Source organism: Roseateles sp. P2_H4, assembly GCF_056403315.1.
This window is the reverse complement of sequence record NZ_JBFUFR010000014.1, coordinates 72,121-86,684: the sequence shown is the minus strand read 5'-3', so window position 1 is coordinate 86,684 and position 14,564 is coordinate 72,121. Positions and strand designations below refer to the sequence as shown.

The following is a 14,564-nucleotide window of genomic DNA, read 5'->3' as shown; positions in this document are numbered from 1 at the left end:
TGTTAGGAACGATCCATGCGCGGCGCCGTAGGCCGAGGCGCCGCGATCAGGCGTCAGAAGAACACGATGCCGCCCAACGCCACCCCGTTCATCCGCGCGTCGGCACCCGCCACAGGCTTGGACGTCGTCCGGCTCAGCTCCCCCACCAGCGTCACGCTCTTGGTCAGCCCGTAGTACAGGCCGGCCGTCACATTGGTGTTGCTGCGCAAGTCGGCCGCTGCGCCATCCTTCAGCTTGCTCTCGCCCCAGTTCAGCCCGAACTTGGTCTTGGCCGTGGCCTGCCAGGTGGCTTGCAGCAGCAGGTTGGTCTGCTTGCGGTTGCCGCTGTCGCCGTCGGACAGCACGCCCAGGCCCTTGCCCGATTGCAGATTGGCCGCAAAGCCCAGCGCGCCGACGCTGACGCTGGCGCCGACCTCGGCCGCATTCATCGTGAAGCTGGCCGCGCCGCCCGTGCCTTCGAACTTCTGGCGCTTCACGCCCACCCACAGCTTGCCGCCGTCGAACTTGGCTGTCGCCAGCGCCTGGAGCTGCGGCTCGTTGCGGCCGATGGAGGCGCCAGCGTCGACGGGGCTCATCAGCGCCACCGTGGCGGAGAAGCCGCCGCTGGCGGGCAGGCTGTAGGCGATCTGGCCGTAGGTGCCGAGGTAGGTGTAGCCGGAGCCGATGTGGCCCAGCGTGACGCGGTTGCGCTGGGTGGCGGCGACGGGCGCGCCGGCGCCGAGCAGGGTCATGTCGCCGAGGATGGCCGACGAGCCGAACAGGCCGTAGTCGCGGCCGAGCTTGACCGTGCCCATGTCGGCATTGCCGAAGGTGACGAAGCCCTGGCGCACGTCGACGTTGCTGTTGTTGGAGATCGCGTCGCCCGAGGCGACGGCGGCGCCGATCATCAGCGTGGCCTGGATGTCGTAGCCGTCCTGGCGCGTCTTGGCCGTGGTGGTGAGGGCATTGGGCAGCAGGCCGTTGCCGATGACGGTGCGGCCGTCAGTGCCGCCGCAGCCCAGGCCCTTGGTCGCCAGCGCCACGCCGCCGACGGCCTGCGAGCCGGAGCAGCTGGTATGGGTGTAGTAGGCGTTGACGATGCCGCCCAGGCTCAGGTCCCATTCGCCGGCCTTGAAGTCGGCGGCATGGGCAACCGTGCTTGTTGCGGCGATCGCGGTGGCGATAAGGGTACGAGTCGTGTTCATGTTGTCTCCAGTTGTGGTGATGTGGCCGAAGCGCTTTGCGCAAGCGCTGTGCCAGTACCGGCCTGGAGCGAAAGGCACACGTGGGCGTTGCCGCGCGGCGCAGTGGGAGCAGTCGGGCGTGCCAAGGGGGCACGCTGTTGCGGGTGTGTACGCAGGTGCGCTGTTGCGTGCGCCCCGGGCGCGTTGTGCCCGCGTGTAGCAACGCCCGAGGGCTAGTACTCGTACTTCACGCCGACCGACACAGCCCGCGGCGCACCCGGCGCGTAGAAGGTCGCGTGGCGCAACGGCCGGTCACCGTTGGCGTTGGCCGCAAAGGGCCGGCTCTGGAAGTTGCCCGCCTCGTTGAAGCCCGTGGGCCCGAGCTGGGCGGCGGTGGCGTAGGCGCGGTCGAGCAGGTTGTTGACCTGGGCGAACAGCTTCAGCCCCTTGCTCGGCTTCCAGGCCGCAGTGATGTTCAGCACCGCGTAGCCGGCACTGCGACCCGCGCCGAGGTAGTGGCTGCCGGCGGGCCGGTGCTGGCCGTTCTCGTTGCCGCGCGCCGTCGAGCCGCCCATCGCAATGGCGTCCGCACCGAGGCTCCAGGCCTCGCCGAGGTCGAGATCGGCATAGAGCTTGAGCATCTTGCGTGGCACCAGCGGGATGCGATCACCGGGGCTGATCTGGATATTGCCGTCCACGCCGGGCAGGCCCGCCAGCGCCGCATCGTTGCTGCTGTTGGACGCGCCGTTGACGACCTCGGCCGTGCGGTAGCTGGCGTCCAGCAACGTGAGATTCACGCCCGCCGTCAGGCCCTTGGCCGGCTGGCTGCACAGGCCCAGCTCGACGCCCTGGCGGCGCGTCTTGCCGAAGTTCTTGAAGTAGCCAAAGCCGGCCGCGTCGTCGGCAACGAAGAGCAGGTCGTCGCGGTTGTCGGAGCGGAACACGCCGACGCTCCAGGCCAGCGGGCCGCCTGATGCGCTGCGGATGCCCGCCTCGGCAGTCGTCGTGACGACCTGCTTGAGCGGCGGGTCGCCGGCGAAGGCATTGGGCAGCTTGCAGGGGTTGGCGGGGTCGGCGCAGCCGAGTTCGATGGACGACGGGTCGCGGCTGCCCTGGTTGACGCCCACCCAGGCGTTGATGCCGGCCACCGGCGTGAAGGTCAGGCCGATGGCGGGGTTGAAGCGGCTGAAGCGGTGGTCGCCGTCCAGCGAACCCGCGCTGCCACCGGGCGTGATGGCATCGCGGTTGCGCACCGTGCTTTGGTTGTAGCGGCCCGACAGCGTCAGGTGCGTGCCGTCGGCGATGCCCAGCACCGTGCTGGCGAAGACGCTGAGCGTGCGCGTGCGGCCGGCCAGGTCGACGCGCGTGTCGTAGGGCGCGCCATCCACTTCGCCGCCGCTGATGCCGTCACCGAAGGCGCCGACACCGGCGATGCCGCGGTCGGCGTTGAGATAGCCCAGCTCTGAGCCCTGCATGAAGTGGCTGCGGCTGAAGTCGGCCGCGGCGCCGATGAGGGACTGGCTCTTGAGGCCGAACAGCGGGCCGTCGTGGCCGAGCTGGGCGGTGAAGCCCTGGTTGTGCTGGTGGGTGCGGGTCTGGTTGATGACGCCATTGCACTTCTCGGCCGGCTCGTCCTTCAGCAGGGCCTGGGCGATGCAGCGCCACTTCGGGAACGGCGTGTTGGCCGCGCTCTCGCCGGCGGTCGGGAAGCCGGTATAGCCCGCGCTGGCGAGGGCCGCGCGTTCGGCGGCGCTGGGCTGGTAGAGGGACTGGTCCAGCGCGTCGTCGTTGAGGTCGCCGTTGTAGGTGCGGGTGCGGATCAGCCGCGCGTAGGCGTTGCCGCTCAGCGTCCACTGCGCGTTCAGGCTCTGCGACAGCGCGAGATTGAGCAGGACCGAGCGGTTCCTGGTGTTGTCGGGCCGGGTGTAGACGCTGGCGCGGGCGCGGTCGAGAAAGCGCTGTTCCTGCAGGCCGTTGCCGTTCAGGCTGGTGCGGGCCAGCGCGGCGGTGAGGGCGACGTCGGTGTCGCCGCTGCGCCGACCGAGCTTGGCGAAGAGCTGGCTCACGTGGGACGGCGAGTCGGCCCGCCAGCCGCGCTCGTTGAACTGGTTGCCGGTGATGAACCAGTGCCGGCCTTCGGCGTCGGCGCCGCCATGCTCGAACTCGACGGCGCTGCGGCGGTGCGAGCCGGCCAGCAGTTGCAGCGAGCTGCCGGGGTGCTTCAGCCCATCCTTGGTCTGTACCGCCAGCGCGCCGCCCAGCGTGTTGAGGCCGAACAGCGGGTTGGAGCCCGGGTTGAGCGCGACGGCGGCGATGGCCGACTTGGGCAGCAGGTCCCAGCTGACGACATCGCCGAAGGGCTGGTTGAGGCGCACACCGTCCAGATACAGCGACAGGCCCTGCTGCGAGCCCAGCAGCGGCGAGGCCGTGTAGCCGCGGAAATTCAGGTCCGGCTGCAGCGGGTTGCCCTGCACCTCGTTGAGGTAGACGCTGCCCAGGCGCCGGTTCATGAAGCTGCTCAGGTCCAGGGCCTGGCTGCGCTCGAGGTCGGCAGCGCGGGCGGTCTGCACGGCCGACGGGATCCAGTCGCGCGGCACATCCACGCCCGGCACCGGCGACAGCGCGACGACCTCGACCCTTTCGAGCTGGTGGATCTGGGCGTGGGAGGCGGACGCATAGGCGAGTGCCAGCGCCGCCCAGCATCTGCTGTGGCGGTGAGTCATGGTGTTCCTTGTGGGGGCCGCTGCTAGCGGATCACGACGCCCCACGGCAGCTTGCCCACGGCCACGTCGGCCACGCGCTGCTGGGTCTCGGTGTCGATCACCGACACGGCGCCGGAGCGCCCGCAGGCCACGTAGAGCTTGCTGCCGTCGGGCGTCAGCGCCATGTTCCAGGGCCGCTGGCCGACCGGGATGGTGGCAACCAGCGTCATGCTCGCCAGGTCCAGCACCGAGACACTGGCCTCGCCGCCGTTGGAGATGAAGACGCGCCGGCCGTCGGGGTGCACGCTGATGCCGTTGCTCTTGGCGCCGGCCTGGAGCTTGTTCAACACGGTGAAGGTCAGGGTGTTGATGACATAGATCTCGCTGGACATCTCGGCGGCGACAAAGGCGCGCTTGCCGTCCGGCGAGAAGCCGATGCCGCGCGGCCGTGTGCCGACGGGGATCTGCGCGACCTGGGCGCGCTTGTCCACGTCGATGACGTCCACGGCGCTGCCTTCCTCCGCGCTGACCAATACCCAGCGCCCATCGGGGCTGAAGACGGCGTGCTCGGGGTTCTTGCCCTTCACCTTGACGGCGAAGCTGCGGGCCATGGTGCGCGTGTCGACGAAGACGATCTCGTTGGCCTCTTCGACGGCGGCCACGACCCAGCGGCCGTCGGGGGACTGGCCCAGGCCTTCGGGTGACTCGCCGAGCGGGATCTCGCCGGCCTGGCGGCGCGCGGCGAGGTCGAGCACGACAAGGCGGTTGCCGGGCTGGTCGCTGACATAGGCACGGCGGCCATCGGGGCTGATGACGGCGCCGCGTGGCTTGGCGCCGGCGGGCAGTTCGTAGAGCACGGCGTCGGTGGCGGTGTCGATGACGCTGAGCGTGCCCGAGCCCTCGTTGGAGACGTAAGCCAGCGGGCCGGCATGCGCCGAGGCAATGGCCGTGACGAGCAGGGTCAGCGTGGGCAGGAGGCGGTGCATGGCGGCTCTCCTAGAAGCGATAGCTCGCGTTGGCACTGGCGAGGAAGGTGCGACCCGGTGCGGGCTCGAAGAAGCGGCCGTTGCCGTCGTTGACGATGACGGAGCCGGCGTAGCGGCGGTCGCCCAGGTTGTCCACGCGCAGCAGGGCGCCGAGGTCCCAGGGGCCGAGGCTGAACTGGTAGCCGACGTGGGCGGCCAGCGTCGCGTAGCCGGGGGCGGCGTCGTTGTTGAGGTCGTTGACATAGACCTTGCTCAGTGCGCGCGCCTCCAGGCCGGTGCGCCAGCCACTGATCGGCTGCCAGGTCAGCGCGCCATAGACCGCGGTGCGGGCGATGCCGGGGATGCGGTTGTCGGCGTTGACTTGGCTGGAGGCCGCGGCGCAGGGCGTGGCCGTGCAGGTCAGGAAGCCGTCGCGGTAGCGCGCGTCCAGCCAGGTGGCAGCGACTTGCGCCTGCAGCGTGGTGCCGAGCTGGAAGGCAGCTGACGCCTCCAGGCCGCGGCGGCGGGTGGCGCCGGCGTTCTGGTAGGTGGCGCGGCCGCCGAGATTGGTCTGCGTGACGATCTCGTGCTCGGTGCCGGTCTGGAACAGCGCCAGCGTGAGTTCGCTGCCGTCCCAGGGCTTGGCCTTGATGCCGGCTTCGATGCTGCGGCTCAGCGAGGCCTGCAGGCCGAAGTTCAGGCCCGTGCCACCGCTGGGGCGGTAGGCCAGCTCGTTGAGCGTGGGCGTCTCGAAGCCGCGGCCGGCGGTGGCGTAGACGCGCAGCCTGTCGTCGACGGCGTAGCTGGCGCCCAGCACCGGCAGGTTGGCCGCGTAGCTGGCGGCGCCGCTGTCGTCGGGGTTGGTCTTGGTGATGTAGGCGTCGGTCGAGCGGAAGTCGACCTTGCTGCGCCTCACGCCGGCGCTGAGCAGCCAGGCCGGCGTGGGCCGCCATTCGGCCTGCAGATAGGGGTCGGCATTGCTGACGTGGTTGGTCTCGTCGCGGCGCAGGGCGCCTTGCACGCCAAGGGTCGTGCCGATGAAGTTCTGGTAACCGACGCGGTGCTCACTCAGCTCATCGGCGGCGATGCCGGCGATGACGCTGGCCGTGGCGCTCTTCCAGCGCCAGCGCACATCGGCGCCCTGGTAGTCGCGGGCCAGGTCGATGACGCCGCCGGGGTGCAGGGGGCTGGCCTGCGTGGCGACCGGGATGGACTGGAACTGCGTCGTTGTGCGGTGGCCCTGGTAGACCATCACGCGCAGCGAGTTGCTGGCGTCGATGCCGTGCTCCAGCACCAGGCCGCCCTGGGCCTGCTTCATCGTCTTGCGGGTGTCGAAGCTCAGCGCGCCGGGGTCGACACCGCGCGGGTCGGCCTGCCACTGGGCGCGGGTCAGGCCCAGCGGGTCCTGGGCCTCGGGCAGCTCGACGCTGTTGGCGATGAGGGTCAGCTGGGTGTCGGCGCCGAGCTTGAAGTTCAGTCGCGCATTGCCCAGGCGCCTTTCGGTCTGGCTGTGCTGGCGGTAGCCGTCGGTCTCGAAGCGGCTGGCGCCCAGCGTGTAGCCGATGGCGCCGGCCTTGCCGCTGCTGGAGGCGGCCACGCGACGCAGGCCGTCGCTGCCGAAGCTGACGCCGGCGTCCAGGCGCGGCGGGCCGGCGGGGTTCTCGGAATAGATGCTGATGACGCCGCCCGAGGAATTGCCGTACAGCGCCGAGAACGGCCCGCGCAGCACCTCCACGCGGCCCACGGTGCCGATCTCGACATTGGTGATCTGGCCCTGGCCGTCGGGCAGGGTGGCGGGGATGTCGTCCACATAGACGCGCACGCCGCGGATGCCGAAGCTGGCCCGTGCGCCGAAGCCGCGCACCGAGATCTGCACGTCCTGGGCGTAGTTCTGGCGGTCGCGCGCCAGCAGGCCCGGCACGGCGCCCAGGCCCTCGGAGATATTGACCTGGGCACGGCCGGCGCGCAGTGCGTCGCCGTCGATGCGATCGATGGAGGCGGGCACGTCGAAAGGCGCGGCTTCGGTGCGCGTGGCGGTGACGAGGACGGGTTCGAGCACGGTCGGCACGGGTGCTGCATAAGCCGTGGCGCTGGCGGCAGCGAGTGCGAGGGCGGTCCTTCGCGTCAGGTGCGCGAATCGATGTCGGTTCATGTTTGTCTCCTGGGGCTGTCGTTCGGCTCAGGGCGAGCGCCAGGCCACCTTGTGCTGGGCAAAGATCTCGGCCACGCGGCCTTGTTGCACCAGGCCGTTGAGCGCTTGCTGCAGGGCCTGGGCGAGGTCGGTGGCGTCGCGCTTCACGGCCATGCCGGCAGCCCAGCCGTCGCGCGGCGCCCGGGGCGAAGGCAGGGGCTCGATGCGGTAGGCAGTATCCCCGGCCAGCACCGCCTCCAGTTCCGAGGCCAGGCCGGCCGCCGCGGCCACCTCGCCGCGCTGCAGCGCGCGGGCCGCTTCACAGCCGTCCTTGAACTGCGTCAGCAACTGCTCGCGGTAGGCGCCGCCGTCCGCGCCGATCATCAGCCAGCCCGCCAGCGTCTGGCCCGGCACGGCGACGCGGCGCTTGCCGAGCTGGGACAGCGCATCCAGCGTGGGCAGCTCGTCGACGCGGCGCGCCAGCATGACGCGTTCACGGTAATAGGGGCCGAAGATGGTGGCCTGCGGCGTGGCGTCGATCAGCGGGCGGTCCACCGGCACATGCAGCAGCACGTCGGCCGGGCCGTAGCCGAGGTAATGGCCCTTCCAGACCATGTTGCGCAGGTCGTCGTTCATGTTCTCGTCGGCATTGAAGGGCAGCGGCGAGAACTTGACGCCCAGCGCCTCGGCCAGGGCCTTGCCCAGCTCCATGTCGATGCCCTGGCCCTTGACGTGGAAGGGCGGCATGTCCTCGTACAGACCGACGACGAGGCGGCCGCGTTCGCGCACCTGGGCGAGCGTGGCGGCACCGGCGCCGTTGCTCCAGGCGGCCGCTGCGGCGCCCCAGGCCAGCAGTTCACGGCGCCTCACAGCGGCTTCTCCCGGCGCGTTTCCAGATAGGTCTTCACGGCCCACATGGCTTCCTGGTTGAACACGCCTTCGAAGGGCGGCATGTAGACGGCGCCGTTGCGGCTGCGGCCGTGGCGCACGGTGTTCAGGAAGTAGTCGTCGTTCTCCTTCACGCAGGCGGCCTTCTTGGCGGCGTCCTTCAGCGTGGTGCAGTCGTTGTCCAGGCGGCGCAGGTCGGGGGCGATGCCGCCCGAGATGGCTTCCAGGCCGTGGCAGCGGGCGCAGTTCTGGTTGAAGGCCGAGGTGCCGACCTTGATGGCGGCCTCGTTGCCGCGGTAGGGGTTCTCGGGGCGCCAGGCCTCTCCCAGCGGCGGCAGGGTGGAGGTGTCCACGGCTTGCGGCGTGACGTCGCCGTGGGCCCAGGCCTGCATGGTCGCGGCGACGGCGGCCAGGCAGAGGATGCCGCCAATGACAAGGGGATGGGGTTTCATGAGGCTGTCTCCGTTGTGGTCGTGATCTGTCCGCCCGCTGGGCTTGGCCTTCTTTCTGCAATCGACATGCCAGGACGGGATTGCTCCAACTTGGAACAGTGGCGTGATCCGCGCTTGATCGGTGTCATGGACAGACGGATCGGTTTGGGACACGATGATTCAAAGACAAGTGCGGCCACGACCGCTCACCCCGGAGACAAGCCTGCGGAGGCAGGTCCCATGAAAGCCTCTATGTCCATCCAGACCGAAGAGCCGGTTGGCGCGGTGCCACAGGCGCCGCCACGCCAGGCCTTCATCGAGCGCAGCCATCAGCGCAGCGAAGCGCTGGGCCTGAAGCGCCATGAGAAATGCGATCTCGACCCGATGATCCGCAGCGACCTCAACCTCGCACGCGAGCGCAACCACCGCCTGTACACGCATGCCGCGCCGGTGATGCAGCTGCTCTACGAGCAGATCGTCAATACCGAAAGCATGATCGTGCTGACCGACGCGCAGGGCACCATCCTGCACTCGGTAGGCGACGACGGTTTCCTGATCCGCGCCCAGCGCGTGGCGCTGGCCCCGGGCGAGAACTGGGCCGAGCATGCCAAGGGCACCAACGCCATCGGCACGGCGCTGTTCGAGGAGGTGCCCACCCTCGTGCATGGCGGCGAGCACTTCATCCACGCCAACAACTTCCTGACCTGCTCGGCCTCGCCGATCTTCGACCCGCGCGGCAACATGCTGGGCGTGCTGGACGTGACCGGCGACCACCGCGGCTACCACCAGCACACCATGGGTCTGGTGCGCATGTCGGCCCGCATGATCGAGAACCACTGGCTCTCGGACGACTACAACAACCGCCTGCGCCTGCACTTCCACAGCCGGCCCGAGTTCATCGGCACCCTGCTCGAAGGTATCCTCGTCGTGTCACCCGAGGGCAAGCTGCTGGGCGGCAACCGCGCGGCGTTGGACCAGCTCGGCGTCAGCGGCGCGGAGCTGCGCTCGCGCAGCCTGAGCAGCCTGCTCGGCACGACGCCGGCGGCCGTGTACGACCACTTCCGCATGCCCATGTCGCCGCCCATGCAGCTGAGCCTGTCGACGGGGCAGAGCTTCTATGTGCGGGCGCGCTTTGACTGGCCGTCGCGGCCGGTGGTGTCGGGGCTGCGCGGCGACACGGTGGAGGCGACCGAGGTGTCCGACGTGAGCGACGTCGCCGCCCCGGCGGTGATGGCCGACGTGGCCACGGCCAACGGCGCGCAGCGCTTCTCGGGCCTGCAATACCTGCGCACCGGCGACCCGCAGCTGGAGACCGTCATCCAGAAGGTCAAGCGCGTGCTGGACAAGGGCATCCCGCTGCTGGTGCTGGGCGAAACCGGCACCGGCAAGGAGCTGCTGGCCCGCGCCGTGCACCACGACTCGGCCCGTTCACGCCAGCCCTTCGTGGCCGTCAACTGCGCGTCGATTCCCGAGAGCCTGATCGAGGCCGAGCTGTTCGGCTATGAGGAGGGCGCCTTCACCGGCGCGCGGCGCAAGGGCGCGCCGGGGCGGTTGGTGCAGGCCAATGGCGGCACGCTGTTCCTCGATGAGATCGGCGACATGCCGCTGCCCTTGCAGGCGCGATTGCTGCGCGCGCTGCAGGAGCGCAGCGTGACGCCGCTGGGCAGCACCAAGTCCATCGCGGTGGACATCGCCGTCATCGGCGCCACCCACCGCAACCTGCGCGACATGATCGCCGCGCAGTCCTTCCGCGAGGACCTCTACTACCGCCTCAACGGCCTGGCCCTGCGCCTGCCGGCGCTGCGCGAGCGCACCGACATCGAGGCCATCGTGCGCCGCATCCTGCAGGCCGAGCGCCCGCAGGACACGCCGGAGCTGAGCCCCCAGGTGCTGGGCATGTTCCGCCGCTACCAGTGGCCGGGCAACATCCGCCAGCTGGCCAATGTGCTGCGCACGGCGGCGGTGATGTCGGCCGGCGAGCATCTGGTCACGCAGGCCCATCTGTCGGACGACTTCCTCGAAGACATGCAGCGCACTGTCGGCGGCGTGTTGACGGCACCGGCTCTCTCCATGCCGCGGCCGGTGCAGGACTGTGCGGCGACGCCGGGCTGGCCGGCCTTCGAGGCATCCCCGGCCCGCCCGCCCGTAGCGGCGGCTGCAGAGGCGGTGGCTACCGCGCGCACGCTGGAGCAGGCCGAGATCGACATGATCCGCGCGACGCTGGATGCGGTGGGCGGCAATATCTCGCTGGCCTCCAAGCAGCTGGGCATCAGCCGCAACACCATCTATCGCAAGCTGCGCTGGAACAGCGCCGAGCGGCCGGCGTAGGCGTTTGGCGTTGTTCCCGGGCCTCAAACCAGGCCCGGGACTTTCCCGGGGAGACTGCTGCGCGGCGCTGTGCCGAACTGGAGCAAAACCCCTGATTGACGCCGCCTGGAGCGGTGTTTTCGCAAGGCACGGGTCTTGCACCCATGGGTGCATTGACTCGACTCCTTGCACCCATGCCCCGTCTTTCCTTTGGACGCTTCTCATGAAGCTCCTTGTGCTCGGTTCCGGCGCGGGCGGCGGCTTCCCGTTGTGGAACTGCCATTGCCGGCTGTGCAGCGCCTTTCGCCGCGGCGAGCTCGACGCCAGCGCGCGCACGCAGAGCTCCATCGCCATCTCCCAGGACGGCCGGCCCGGCGAGGGCTGGCTGCTCATCAACGCCTCGCCCGACCTGCCGCAGCAGATCCGCGCCACGCCGGCGCTGCAGCCGGCGCATGCGGGTGACATGCCCATCCGCGCCGTCGTGCTGCTGGACTCGCGGCTGCATCACGTCGCGGGCCTGCTCTCCTTGCGCGAGAGCCGCGAGCTGGAGATCTACGCCACGCCGCTGGTGTTCGAGGACCTGACCGCCGAGCTGCCGCTGCTGCATGTGCTGGAAAGCTACTGCCGGGTGCGCTGGCGCATGCTGCCCATCGCCGGCGACACGCGCAGCGCGAGCTTCGAGATCCCGGGCTTCCCGGCGTTGAGCTTCTCCGCCGTGGCCGTGCCGGCGCAGGCGCCGCGCCATGCCCGCCTGCGCAGCGAAGCCGCGGGCGAATGCATCGCGCTGCAGGTGCAGGACCTGCGCACCGGCCGGCGGCTGTTCCTGTCACCAGCCCTGGCCAACGTCGGCGAGGCCGAGCTGGCCTGGATGCGCCAGGCCGACTGCGCCGTCGTCGACGGCACCTTCTGGACCGAACACGGCATGCAGCAGGCCGGTGTGGGCAGCGTCAGCGCCAGCGACAAGGGCCATCTGCCGCAGAGCCGCCATGGCGAGCGCGCCGGCATGATCGAGGTGCTGCAGGCCAGCGGCGCACCGCGCAAGGTGCTGACCCACGTCCACCACAGCAACCCCATCCTCGACCGGCGCGGCGCCCAGCACCGCGAGCTGGCCGAGCGGGGCATCGAGGTGGCGCACGACGGCATGGTGATCGAGCTGTGAGCGCCGTTCCCCTCACCCGCCCATCGCGCCCGGCCGAGCCGCTGTGGCTGGAGTGGCTGACGCTGTGCGGTGGCCTGGCCTTCTGCACCTGGCTGCTGGGCGTGCGCGGCGTCTGGGCCCTGCTGCTGGGCGCTGACCCGACCGGGCTGACGCTGGTCATCATGGCCGTCTTCCTGTGTTCGACGCTGTGGTGTGGCCAACGTTCGCGCGAGCTGCAGCGCCAGCGTGTCTTGCTCGCCGACCCGCGGCTGGCTCGCGCCGACGAGGCCTGCTGGGCGGCGGATTACCTCGGCGCGCCCGGCGACCTGGCGACCGACCTGCTGCTGGAGCACAGCCACGGCCCGCATGGCACGGCCTGGTGGGTCAATGGGATCCAGCTCAAGCTGGGGCTGCTGGGCAAGGTCATCGGCTTCTCGATGCTGGCCCTGTCCATCGGCAAGGTGCAGAGCTTTGATCCCTCGCAGTCGCAGGAGCTGTTGCGCAGCCTGACGGCGGGCCTGGGCGTGGCGCTGCTGACGACCATGGTTGGGCTGGTCGGGAACATCCTCTTGGGTCTTCAACTCACCAGGCTGGATCGCTTTGCTGACGCCCTGGTCGCCGACATTCAGCGTGCAGCGCTGAAGAAGGACGGTGCGTCATGCGCCGCCTGAGACGAGGCTCTCGCGAGGCCGAGGTCGACCCCTTCTACGACATGCTGTTCAACCTGCTGATCGGCTTCGTCTTCTGCTTCATCGTCGCCTTGCTGGCCATGAACCCGCGCGCCACCAAGGCCGGCGACGTGCCGTCCAAGGCCGAGTACCTCATCAACGTTGCCTGGCCCGACAACAGCCCCAACGACATCGACACCTGGGTGCAGGACCCCGGCGGCAACCTGGTGTGGTTCCGCCAGCGCGAGGCAGGGCTGATGTACCTGGACCGCGATGACCGCGGCGAAGGCAACGCCTCCACCATCATCAACGGCCAGCGCATCCAGAGTCCCTTCCGCCAGGAGGTGGTGACGCTGCGCGGCCTGGTGCCGGGCGAGCACGTGGTCAACGCCCAGTACTACCAGTCGCACGACGGCCAGCCGGTGCCGGTGACCGTCACCGTCATCAAGGTCAACCCCCGCGCCGACGTCGTTTTCTACGGCACCGTCAAGCTGGCCCGTCAGGGCGACGAAGCCACCGCCGTGCGCTTCACGCTGCTGCCCGACGGCAGCGTCGTCAACGTCAACACCTTGCCCAAGAGCCTGATGCAAAGACCGTCATGACCCTGCCCATCATCCTCAGCTTCGCCGCCCTGCTGCTGCTGTGTCTGCTTGCCCTGCTGCACTCGCGCTGGCCCGCCTGGCTGCGCGGCCTGCTGGTGGTGGGCGTCACCAGCTTCTACTTCTACGGCGAGGCGGCCATCCACACGCTGTGGGGCTGGCCCAGCGGCGACCCGCTGCCCGAGCGCTTCGTGTTGCTGGCCGCCGTCATCGAGGAACCCGGCCCGAAGCGGGACGGGGCCCTCTATGTGTGGGTCAACGCGGTGGAGGACGGCAAGCCCGCCGCCCAGCCACGGGCCTATCTGCTGCCCTACAGCAAGGACCTGCATGGCCTGCTGAACGAGGGCCTGAAGAAGGTGCGCAACGGCATCGCCCAGCTGGGCACGGCCGAGCCCAAGGTGGGCCGCAAGGGCCTGGCCTGGCTGCGCCCGGGCAGCGACGAGCAGCAGGTGAAGCTGCGCGACATGCCGCTGCCGCAACTACCGGAAAAATGAGCATGCGACGCAGTCTTCTGTTCACGCTGATGGCCCTGACCGGTTGCAGCCGCGCGCCCGAAGGGCAGTCATGGTTTCCGCTCGAAAGCGGCCATCGCTGGACGTACACCGTCACCACGCGCAGCGGTGCCGACACGTCCGAGCGCGAGAGCCTGACGCTGCGCACGCTCGGCTCCGAGACCCTGGTGCTCGACGACAAGCCCGCCTGGCAGCGCCGCAGCGACAGCGGCGTCAACTACTGGCTGCGAGCGGACGACAGCGGCATCTATCGCGTGGCCAGCAAGAGCGACATGCAGGCCGACCCGGTGGCCGATGCGCCGGGCCGCTATGTGCTGAAGGCGCCGTTCGCCGTGGGCACGCAATGGCAGGCGCCGACGACGGCCTATTTGCTGATGCGCACCGCCGAGTACCCGCGCGAGATCAAGCACAGCCATCCCAGCATTCCCATGCTCTACGAGATCGAGGCCGTGGCCGACGAGGTGCAGGCGCCGGCCGGCAAGTTCTCGCCCTGCCTGCGCGTGCGCGGCAGCGCCACGGTGCGGGTCTTCGTCGACGCCATCAGCGGCTTCAAGGACCAGCCGTTGACGACCGTGGAGTGGTACTGCCGCGGCGTGGGCCTGGTGAAGCTGGAACGCAGCGAGCCGTCCACCTCGCCGATGCTGGTGGGCGGCTCGCGCACGCTGGCGCTGGAGTCGTGGAACTAGAGAGGGCTCAGCCCCCCGGAGCTTTGACCCAGGCGGCACACCAGCCGTTCTTGGCCACTTGCGCCTTGCGGCCGAACATCGCGCATGGGCTCCACGCGTCGGTCGGCTTGGCCTGCCAGAACTGGCAGTTGGCGCAGTGCTGGCTGGTTTGGTGCTTGGGGTATTTGGCGGCGTCGACCTTGGTCGTGTCGTGCCTGTAACCCAGGGCCACGGCGGTTTCACTGGCCTCGTCGACGGGCGTGGTCGTCTGGGCCACGGCCGGGCAGGCGAGGCAGGCCGTGGTGGCCTGAAGCATGAAGATGCGGCGGGTGGGATGCATGGGAACCTCGGGGAATGAACGTGGCACCGGCCTGCACAGGCCGGCGCCGTCACGA

The 14,564-nt window shown here is 69.8% G+C and carries 13 protein-coding genes; 6 read left to right on the top strand and 7 right to left on the bottom strand.

The window, feature by feature from the left end; genetic code table 11:
• Positions 1 to 53: 53 nt before the first annotated feature.
• From AC1DW3_RS12575 to pedF, 6 genes are all read right to left on the bottom strand, one after another.
• A complete protein-coding gene (locus AC1DW3_RS12575; RefSeq protein WP_477931649.1) occupies positions 54 to 1,184 on the bottom strand; it encodes a porin in 1,131 nt (376 codons plus the stop codon).
• Positions 1,185 to 1,396: 212 nt separating this feature from the next.
• The gene (locus AC1DW3_RS12570; RefSeq protein WP_477931648.1) at positions 1,397 to 3,886 is read right to left on the bottom strand and encodes a TonB-dependent receptor; all 2,490 of its coding nucleotides are present in this window, start codon (positions 3,884 to 3,886) and stop codon (positions 1,397 to 1,399) included.
• A 23-nt stretch (positions 3,887 to 3,909) separates the two neighbouring features.
• Positions 3,910 to 4,851, bottom strand: coding sequence for a beta-propeller fold lactonase family protein (locus tag AC1DW3_RS12565; RefSeq protein WP_477931647.1), 942 nt, complete (start codon positions 4,849 to 4,851; stop codon positions 3,910 to 3,912).
• A gap of 10 nt (positions 4,852 to 4,861) precedes the next feature.
• Positions 4,862 to 6,982 (bottom strand): TonB-dependent receptor family protein, encoded by a 2,121-nt coding sequence (locus AC1DW3_RS12560; RefSeq protein WP_477931646.1) that lies wholly within the window; start codon positions 6,980 to 6,982, stop codon positions 4,862 to 4,864.
• Positions 6,983 to 7,009: 27 nt separating this feature from the next.
• Complete coding sequence (locus AC1DW3_RS12555) at positions 7,010 to 7,831, bottom strand: substrate-binding periplasmic protein (protein ID WP_477931645.1); 822 nt, start codon at positions 7,829 to 7,831, stop codon at positions 7,010 to 7,012.
• Positions 7,828 to 8,241, bottom strand: coding sequence for a cytochrome c-550 PedF (gene pedF, locus AC1DW3_RS12550; protein ID WP_477931706.1), 414 nt, complete (start codon positions 8,239 to 8,241; stop codon positions 7,828 to 7,830). The genes AC1DW3_RS12555 and pedF overlap by 4 nt, the downstream gene beginning before the upstream one ends.
• A 279-nt stretch (positions 8,242 to 8,520) precedes the next feature.
• On the opposite strand from pedF, the gene AC1DW3_RS12545 reads away from it, so the two are divergent.
• From AC1DW3_RS12545 to AC1DW3_RS12520, 6 genes are all read left to right on the top strand, one after another.
• On the top strand, positions 8,521 to 10,608 hold the full coding sequence (locus AC1DW3_RS12545; protein ID WP_477931644.1) for a sigma-54-dependent Fis family transcriptional regulator: 2,088 nt from the start codon (positions 8,521 to 8,523) through the stop codon (positions 10,606 to 10,608).
• A 202-nt stretch (positions 10,609 to 10,810) separates the two neighbouring features.
• Complete coding sequence (gene pqqB, locus AC1DW3_RS12540) at positions 10,811 to 11,746, top strand: pyrroloquinoline quinone biosynthesis protein PqqB (RefSeq protein WP_477931643.1); 936 nt, start codon at positions 10,811 to 10,813, stop codon at positions 11,744 to 11,746.
• Complete coding sequence (locus tag AC1DW3_RS12535; RefSeq protein WP_477931642.1) at positions 11,743 to 12,396, top strand: hypothetical protein; 654 nt, start codon at positions 11,743 to 11,745, stop codon at positions 12,394 to 12,396. Before pqqB ends, AC1DW3_RS12535 begins: the two co-directional genes overlap by 4 nt.
• Positions 12,384 to 12,995 carry a hypothetical protein gene (locus tag AC1DW3_RS12530; protein ID WP_477931641.1) on the top strand — a complete coding sequence of 204 codons (612 nt, stop codon included), beginning with the start codon at positions 12,384 to 12,386 and terminating at the stop codon, positions 12,993 to 12,995. The genes AC1DW3_RS12535 and AC1DW3_RS12530 overlap by 13 nt, the downstream gene beginning before the upstream one ends.
• A complete protein-coding gene (locus AC1DW3_RS12525) occupies positions 12,992 to 13,486 on the top strand; it encodes a hypothetical protein (RefSeq protein WP_477931640.1) in 495 nt (164 codons plus the stop codon). The genes AC1DW3_RS12530 and AC1DW3_RS12525 overlap by 4 nt, the downstream gene beginning before the upstream one ends.
• A 2-nt stretch (positions 13,487 to 13,488) precedes the next feature.
• Positions 13,489 to 14,190 carry a hypothetical protein gene (locus AC1DW3_RS12520; protein ID WP_477931639.1) on the top strand — a complete coding sequence of 234 codons (702 nt, stop codon included), beginning with the start codon at positions 13,489 to 13,491 and terminating at the stop codon, positions 14,188 to 14,190.
• Positions 14,191 to 14,197: 7 nt separating this feature from the next.
• On the opposite strand, the gene AC1DW3_RS12515 is transcribed toward AC1DW3_RS12520, so the two are convergent.
• Positions 14,198 to 14,509: a high-potential iron-sulfur protein gene (locus AC1DW3_RS12515; protein ID WP_477931638.1), complete on the bottom strand. Its 312-nt coding sequence runs from the start codon at positions 14,507 to 14,509 to the stop codon at positions 14,198 to 14,200.
• Positions 14,510 to 14,564 lie beyond the last annotated feature (55 nt).